Source organism: Actinomycetes bacterium, assembly GCA_036510875.1.
GTDB lineage: Bacteria > Actinomycetota > Actinomycetes > Prado026 > Prado026 > DATCDE01.
Genome location: DATCDE010000122.1, coordinates 1 through 6,237, shown reverse-complemented (window position 1 = coordinate 6,237; position 6,237 = coordinate 1). Strand labels below are relative to the sequence as shown.

The 6,237-nt window shown below is 66.0% G+C and carries 7 protein-coding genes and 2 pseudogenes; 3 read left to right on the top strand and 6 right to left on the bottom strand.

Annotated features, from left to right (window positions below):
• Nucleotides 1-154 precede the first annotated feature (154 nt).
• Nucleotides 155-1,126 (bottom strand): ArsA-related P-loop ATPase, encoded by a 972-nt coding sequence (locus tag VIM19_07155; GenBank protein HEY5184670.1) that lies wholly within the window; start codon nt 1,124-1,126, stop codon nt 155-157.
• 651 nt (nt 1,127-1,777) lie between these two features.
• Nucleotides 1,778-1,960, bottom strand: a pseudogene (locus VIM19_07150) (hypothetical protein).
• Nucleotides 1,961-2,016: 56 nt separating this feature from the next.
• Between VIM19_07150 and VIM19_07145 the strand changes: the two are divergent.
• The 3 genes and pseudogenes from VIM19_07145 to VIM19_07135 all read left to right on the top strand — a co-directional run bounded on the left by VIM19_07145 (nt 2,017) and on the right by VIM19_07135 (nt 3,058).
• A complete protein-coding gene (locus VIM19_07145) occupies nt 2,017-2,481 on the top strand; it encodes a cupin domain-containing protein (GenBank protein ID HEY5184669.1) in 465 nt (154 codons plus the stop codon).
• Nucleotides 2,482-2,710: 229 nt separating this feature from the next.
• Nucleotides 2,711-2,865, top strand: a pseudogene (locus VIM19_07140) (hypothetical protein).
• Between the two features lie 19 nt (nt 2,866-2,884).
• On the top strand, nt 2,885-3,058 hold the full coding sequence (locus VIM19_07135) for a CsbD family protein (GenBank protein HEY5184668.1): 174 nt from the start codon (nt 2,885-2,887) through the stop codon (nt 3,056-3,058).
• Between the two features lie 272 nt (nt 3,059-3,330).
• Here VIM19_07135 and VIM19_07130 read toward each other — a convergent pair whose 3' ends face one another.
• The 4 genes from VIM19_07130 to VIM19_07115 form a co-directional block, all read right to left on the bottom strand.
• Nucleotides 3,331-4,386, bottom strand: coding sequence for a 2,3-butanediol dehydrogenase (locus tag VIM19_07130; GenBank protein HEY5184667.1), 1,056 nt, complete (start codon nt 4,384-4,386; stop codon nt 3,331-3,333).
• 239 nt (nt 4,387-4,625) lie between these two features.
• The gene (locus tag VIM19_07125; GenBank protein ID HEY5184666.1) at nt 4,626-5,426 is read right to left on the bottom strand and encodes a phosphatase PAP2 family protein; all 801 of its coding nucleotides are present in this window, start codon (nt 5,424-5,426) and stop codon (nt 4,626-4,628) included.
• 86 nt (nt 5,427-5,512) lie between these two features.
• Nucleotides 5,513-5,959: a low affinity iron permease family protein gene (locus tag VIM19_07120; GenBank protein ID HEY5184665.1), complete on the bottom strand. Its 447-nt coding sequence runs from the start codon at nt 5,957-5,959 to the stop codon at nt 5,513-5,515.
• On the bottom strand, nt 5,956-6,237 hold a 282-nt coding region (locus VIM19_07115; GenBank protein ID HEY5184664.1), incomplete at its 5' end, for a phosphatase PAP2 family protein. The genes VIM19_07115 and VIM19_07120, both read right to left, overlap by 4 nt.

The following is a 6,237-nucleotide window of genomic DNA, read 5'->3' as shown; positions in this document are numbered from 1 at the left end:
TCGGCGGCCCGCAGGGCCAGCGCTGCCGCTGTTGTGGTCTTGCCGACCCCGCCCGAACCGCAGCACACGATGATCCGGGTGCCCCGGTTGGCCAGCAGCGCATCCATGTCCAGGCGGGGGGTTGCAGTCCCAGGCGTTTCGGTGCTTGTCGAGGTCACGGCCCACTCACCCCCAAGCCCTGGTCAGTCAGAGCGGCGGCAAGCTCGTACAGCCCGCCGAGGTCGATGCCCTCAGCCAGCCAGGGCAGTTCGTAGGTGGGCCGACCCAACGATGCCAGGGCGGCACGCTCGGCTGCCTCCAAGGCGACCCGGTCCGCGGCGTCGACGGCCTCACCGACCAGCGCGTCGACGACCGCGGCCGAGGTGGGCAGACCCGCGGCCGCCAACCCGGTGGCGATCTCCGCCCGAGACAACTGCCCGGCACGGGCCTGGATGAGGTCCCCGGCGCTGAGAACGGGCTTTCGCACCATGTTGATCAGCACCCCACCGACCCGCAGGCCGATCCCGCGCAGCTCCGCCACCACGTCCACGGTCTCCTGGGTGGGCATCTCCTCGAGCAGGGTCACGACGTGCACCGTGGTCTGCGCCGAGCGCAGCACCTCCATGATCGATTCGGCCTGGTCGCGTACGGGCCCGACCCGAGCCAGGCCCGCGACCTGCTGGTTGACGTTCAGGAAGCGCGCGACGCGCCCCGTTGGCGGGGCGTCCACCACGACGGCGTCGTATCGGGCGCCGTCCGACTCGGACGCTTGCAGGGCTTGGCAGATCTTGCCGGTCAGGAACACGTCGCGAAGTCCTGGGGCGATGGTCGTGACGAAGTCCAGGACCCCCAGTCTGCCCAGGACCCACCTCGCCCGACCGAGGTGGTAGACGGTCTCCAGGTACTCCAGCAGCGCATCCTCGACGTCAACGGCCAGGGCATAGACCTCACCACCGCCCCTGGCCACCGCGACGCGACGCTCGGCGTAGGGCAGCGGCGGGCAGCCGAACAGCTGCGCGATGCCCTGGCGGCCCTCCACCTCGATGAGCAGCGTGCGCCGGCCCCCCGAAGCCAGCGCGATCGCGGCAGCCGCCGCCAGGGTCGTCTTGCCGGTGCCCCCCTTGCCGGTGCCCCCCTTGCCGGTCACCACATGCAGTCGGGCGCCGGGCCAGTCTCCGGGGTCTGAGGGCACGTCCTCGACCCTAACCTCATCGGGTACCACGGCTCGCCACCGGTTCAGCGGCCGATGATGATGCTGGCGTTCAAGCTGAGCACCATACGGGCAGCATAGGTACGAAATCCCCGTGCCACACCGATGTACTTCAGGGGCACGAGCACAACGGTCACCTCGTGCCCACCTGCCATGGGGCGATCAAGTATCACCAGAGGCGCACACCTGGCGCGGAGTCCGGACCGGGTGGACGCTGCTGCGCGTTAACGCTGGTCGACGCCCCACCCGGTTCCTCCCGATCACGACCTTGCGTCAAGTCAGCCTGGCCGGAGTACGACTGGGAGTAGTTCAGCGTCGTGCGAGGCGTCGGCCGCTGTCGTTGCTGATCGGCCCAGTAGTCCCACAACTGTCCTGAAGTGCGATCTGGGTTCCAAACGGCGCGTGTGAGGATTCCGTAGACGATGGGTCGGGAGATGTTGAAGATCTCGGCGAGGTCGGTGATGGCGTGGGCGCCGATGGTGTTCCTACGGCGGAGTTCGTTCTCCTGCTGGTCTCGGCCTGCTCCGACCGACACGGAGATCGTGGAGGAGGCTGGGCGGTGGCTCGAGGGCGTGGACGTCGACATACCTGACCCCACCACCACATCGTGGGGAACCCGCCGGATCCCCAGTTCTTCTCGGCATACACCTGGGCGTCGCTGAGCCGCCACGTTTCACGGCCGATCGTGGATGTGCCGGCCCGTCCGCTCAACAGCCACGGGTGCCAGGACTGGTTCAGTCACGCGATCAGCTGGAACAAACTCGATCCGCCACCCGGCGAATCCAGGTCCCGATCCGCTCCGCCCCGGGCGAGGCTAGGGTCAAAGCATGAGCATCGAAGACATCGGTCCCCGTCCCCAGGCGTTCAACCTGGAGACCGAGACGCTCGAGAACCCGAACTACCGCACCGTGGCCTGGAGCGGCACCCACCTGCAGGTCACCCTCATGTCGATTCCGGTCAATGGCGACATCGGACTGGAGAAGCACCCTGACACCGACCAGTTCATTCGGCTCGACCGTGGCCGCGGTCGAGCCCAGATGGGACCCGGCGAGGACGAGCTGACCTTCGACCAAGAGGTAACCGACGGCTGGTGCGTCATCGTTCCGGCCGGCAGCTGGCACAACGTCACCAACATCGGCGACGAGCCGATGCAGGTCTACACCGTCTACGCGCCGCAACACCACAAGCCGGGCAAGGTACACCAGACCAAGGCGATCGCCGACACCGACACCGACGACGAACCCGCCGACTGGTCTGTTCAACCAGACCCGGTCGCAGACCAGCACGCCTAAGCTGAGCCGCCGGACCAGGACATCAGTTCAGCTCGCCCGGTCATGGCGCTGAGCAGCAGGGCGACAAAGCGTTCCCGCTCAACAGCGTACGAGGTTTGGTGTCAATCCTTTGGTCGGTGCCTCGTCCGTCGTCAGTCCCCGCATCGCCGTAATGGCGTTTCTCATTGGACGTCCTGCTCTGCGAATTCATGCAGAAGGGTCGCCCACCCAAGAAGAAGAGAAAACTCAGATGATGGTTCTTGGGGTGGTGCTTCTGGTCGTGGGATTCGTCACGGAATCCCCGTGCTGGTGACCATCGGCGGGATACTTTTAGTGACTGGCGTGATCCTCTGGATCCTCGGAACCACGGGAAGCGCCGTCGGAAGGCGCAAGCACTACTACTGACAAAGAAGGGGGCCCCGAAATGGGCTGGCTTGACAAACTGAAGAACAAGAAGGACGAAGCCCAAGGCGCAGCAAAGGAACACGCTGGCAAGGCTACCGGCGACAAGAAGATGGAACGCAAAGGCAAGACAGCTCAGACCAAGAGCAACCTCAAGCAGGCCGGCGAGAAGACCAAGGACGCCTTCGACAAGTGAAAACCGGAGGCTGACCCGCGACAGCTGACCGGCGGCTGTCGCAGATGCGCGATGGTGACCTGATGATGTTCGTCGACTGACGACCCGTCTGGCGGAGCCCAACTCAAGGGATGGACGCGTCGGTCAACGTTGGTCTATCGGACCCGCCGGTCGGTTGTGGTGCCGCCCCTACTGCGAACCCTCGAGGTTGGAGGCCGTCGCTCTGAGGCCCCGCTGCGGGAATCGTTTCTTGGCTGTCCGCTGCGAGGCGCCACCTCGGGTGCCTCAGGTCCTTATGGGTGCACCAGGATCTTCACGGCCGTGTCATTGTGCTCGATCAGAGTCCTGAGGCCCTCTGAGACCAGGTCGTCCAAGGCGATGCGTCCGGTGATGAAGGGCTTCAGGTCGATCTTGCCGGCCTGGACAAGCTTGATCACCGCTTCGTGGTCACGCACATACGCGATGGTGCCGCGCAGGTCGATCTCTTTGAGGACCAGCTTCTGCATGTCGACTGTGGCCGGCTGGCCCCAGATTGACACGTTGACGATGACGCCGGCGGGCCGAACCGCATCGAGCAGCAGGTCGAGTTCTTCGTTGACCCCGGCGCACTCGAATCCGATATCGGCGCCGATGCCGTCAGTCAGCTTGAGGACCTCTTCCTTGACGTCCTGGGAGGATGGGTCGAGCACATGGTCCGCGACACCGCTCGATAGCGCCTTGGCCTTGCGGGCCTCGCTGACCTCGGTGACGATCGTCCGCACACCCAGACTCTTGAGCATCGCAGCGACGAGCAGTCCGATAGGCCCCGCGCCTGCGACGAGTGCCACATCGCCCTTCTTCGCGCCGCCGCGGGTCACCGCATGGTGAGCCACGCTGAGCGGCTCGATGAGCGCAGCCTGGTCGAGCGGGATGTCGCCGATCTTGTGAACCCAGCGCCGGTCGACCACCACCTTCTCGCTGAGACCGCCGCCGCCGCCCGCGAGACCGATAAACCCCATCTTGGTGCACAGGTGGTAGTTGCCCGCCTTGCACGGCGCGCACTCATTGCACACGAAATAGGGCTCGACAACTGCGTTATCGCCGACGGAAATATCCGTGACGCCCTCGCCGATCGCCTCGACGGTGCCGGAGAACTCGTGCCCCATGGTCACCGGTGGTTCTTCGTGGGAGAGCGGATGTGGCTGGCCTGGGGCGGGAATGAAAATGGGCCCTTCGAGGTACTCGTGCAGGTCTGTGCCGCAGATTCCACACCACGCGACTTTGAGCTTCACCGCACCGGGCCGCAAGCTCGGCTCTGGGATGTCGTCGATCCGGATGTCCTTCTGCCCGTGGAACCGCGCTGCCCGCATCAGTCTGCCTTTGAGATGGAGTGAATGTGCCGCCTGTTTCATCTTCATGATATTTCGGAGCGGCAGTCTAGGTTTTGGGAGCGTATGGGGCGTGTGGTCCGTGCTGCTACGAAAGAGGCCTGCCAAGAGCCTCCGCGTCGAAGTCGAGCAGGCGGGCCGGCGGACCCTTGCGAGTCCCAACCGGCTGCTGTGGGTGCCCCGCCACCGCCCCCTTGGTGCTGGGGCGCGTTGGCAAGGTGCTACTGCGAGTCGTCGAGCTCCTCGTCGCCGGTTGTGGTGCTCGACAGGTGCGGCCCCTGGTCGGGCTCGAGTCCCTGTCTCACATCGACAGGTCGTCGTCCGCGGGCGACACGCAACGCGTTGAAGAGAGCGGCCATCGCCGCCACCCACGCTGCACCCAGGACGTACCCGCCTAGGACATCGGAGAGGTAGTGGACGCCCAGAGCGATCCTGGAGAAGCCGATCGCCAGGACCATGAGCACCGCGAACGTGACGGCGAGCCGGCGCCAGACTCCGTGCAGGATCGGCAGGAAGACGAGCAGCAGCACCAGGTACCCGACGATCGCAGCCTGGGCATGACCGCTGGGAAAGCTCGACCCGGGCTCATGGGCGACCGGGTGGGTCAGGACCGGGCGTAGTCGATGGACCGACGTCTTGACGACGGTGTTGAGCAGCGATGATCCGGCTGCCGTGATCACCACGAACAGGGCGAGTCGGGGAAGGCGACGCCAGAGAAGCCAGCCGACGACAGGCACCAGCACGATCTGCCAGGCCAGGGCCGACCCTGAGTCGCTGATCAGCTGCATGGCGCCGACGAACCCGGTGTGGGTCACCGCGAAGTTGTGCAGACGGTCACGGGCCCCGTTGTCCACGGCCAACAGCGGCGCCCACCTGTCCTCCACCAGCAGCAAGGTCAGGGCCCCTGGGACCGCCACCAGTACCAGCGCTACTGCGGCCAGCACGGCGCGGGCACCGAAGCGGGTTGTCGACCTGGCCGCCGAGGGGGGAGGCACCCCGGGCGTGCTGGGCAGTTCGCTCATCGTGCCTCCTGCCCTGGCTGGACCGATCCACCGCTGATCACTGCGGGCATTGCCGTGGACGGTGTCCGGGTGCCCGATCCCGGGTGTCAGGGCGGTGGCTCATGGCCTGCGTCCCGGCGTGCGTCCCGGCGTGCGTCACGGGAGGCTGCAGTTGCTGCTTTCAGCTCGTTGTCGGGTGCTTCCTCCAAGGTGATCAGCGAGTTGTCAGCTCCCGGCGAAGCTCGAAGGATCTCATCGAGCTTGCGTTGGGTGGCCGCCTGGGCGCGGGCCTGTGTGTGTTGGATGACAAAGACCATGATCAGCGTCGTAGCCGCCGCAAGTGTCATGAACACGGTCTCCAGCCGGGCAGGGAAACCGACGACGGCGCTGATCAGAACCCACGCCACGACCGCTGCGACTGCCCCCAGCGCAAGCGTGGGCCGCGCCGCCCACCGGTCCACGGTGTGCAGGACTCGACTGCCGAGGTGGCGCTGGTCGACCTGCTCGCTGGATTCTTCTTGCACTGGCTGGCTTCTTCCCGCCGACGTGTTCAAGGGCGTGCGCTGGGTACACGCTCTGTGGCACGGGCGAGCCGTGACGCCTCGCCCGCGTCACCGCGACGGTGGACCAGACAGGCAGCGGCCAGAGCCGCGCAGGCCAAGCCGTTGATCGCCCCGACCAGCACGTCACTGAGATGGTGCATGCCCCGGTACATACGTGCGTACGTGACGAGCACGGGGATGACCGCACACACGCCGATCACCGTACGTCGAAGCCAGGCTCGCTCAATGGTGGTGGCCATGATGGCCAAGGAGCTGTAGAGCGCGACACT

What these genes read in the sequence shown, in the direction of transcription:
- VIM19_07145 (HEY5184669.1), top strand. Translation starts at nt 2,017, where the DNA reads ATGAGCATCGAAGACATCGGTCCCCGTCCCCAGGCGTTCAACCTGGAG.
- VIM19_07135 (HEY5184668.1), top strand. Translation starts at nt 2,885, where the DNA reads ATGGGCTGGCTTGACAAACTGAAGAACAAGAAGGACGAAGCCCAAGGC.
- VIM19_07130 (HEY5184667.1), bottom strand. Translation starts at nt 4,386, where the DNA reads ATGCGGGCAGCGCGGTTCCACGGGCAGAAGGACATCCGGATCGACGAC.
- VIM19_07125 (HEY5184666.1), bottom strand. Translation starts at nt 5,426, where the DNA reads ATGAGCGAACTGCCCAGCACGCCCGGGGTGCCTCCCCCCTCGGCGGCC.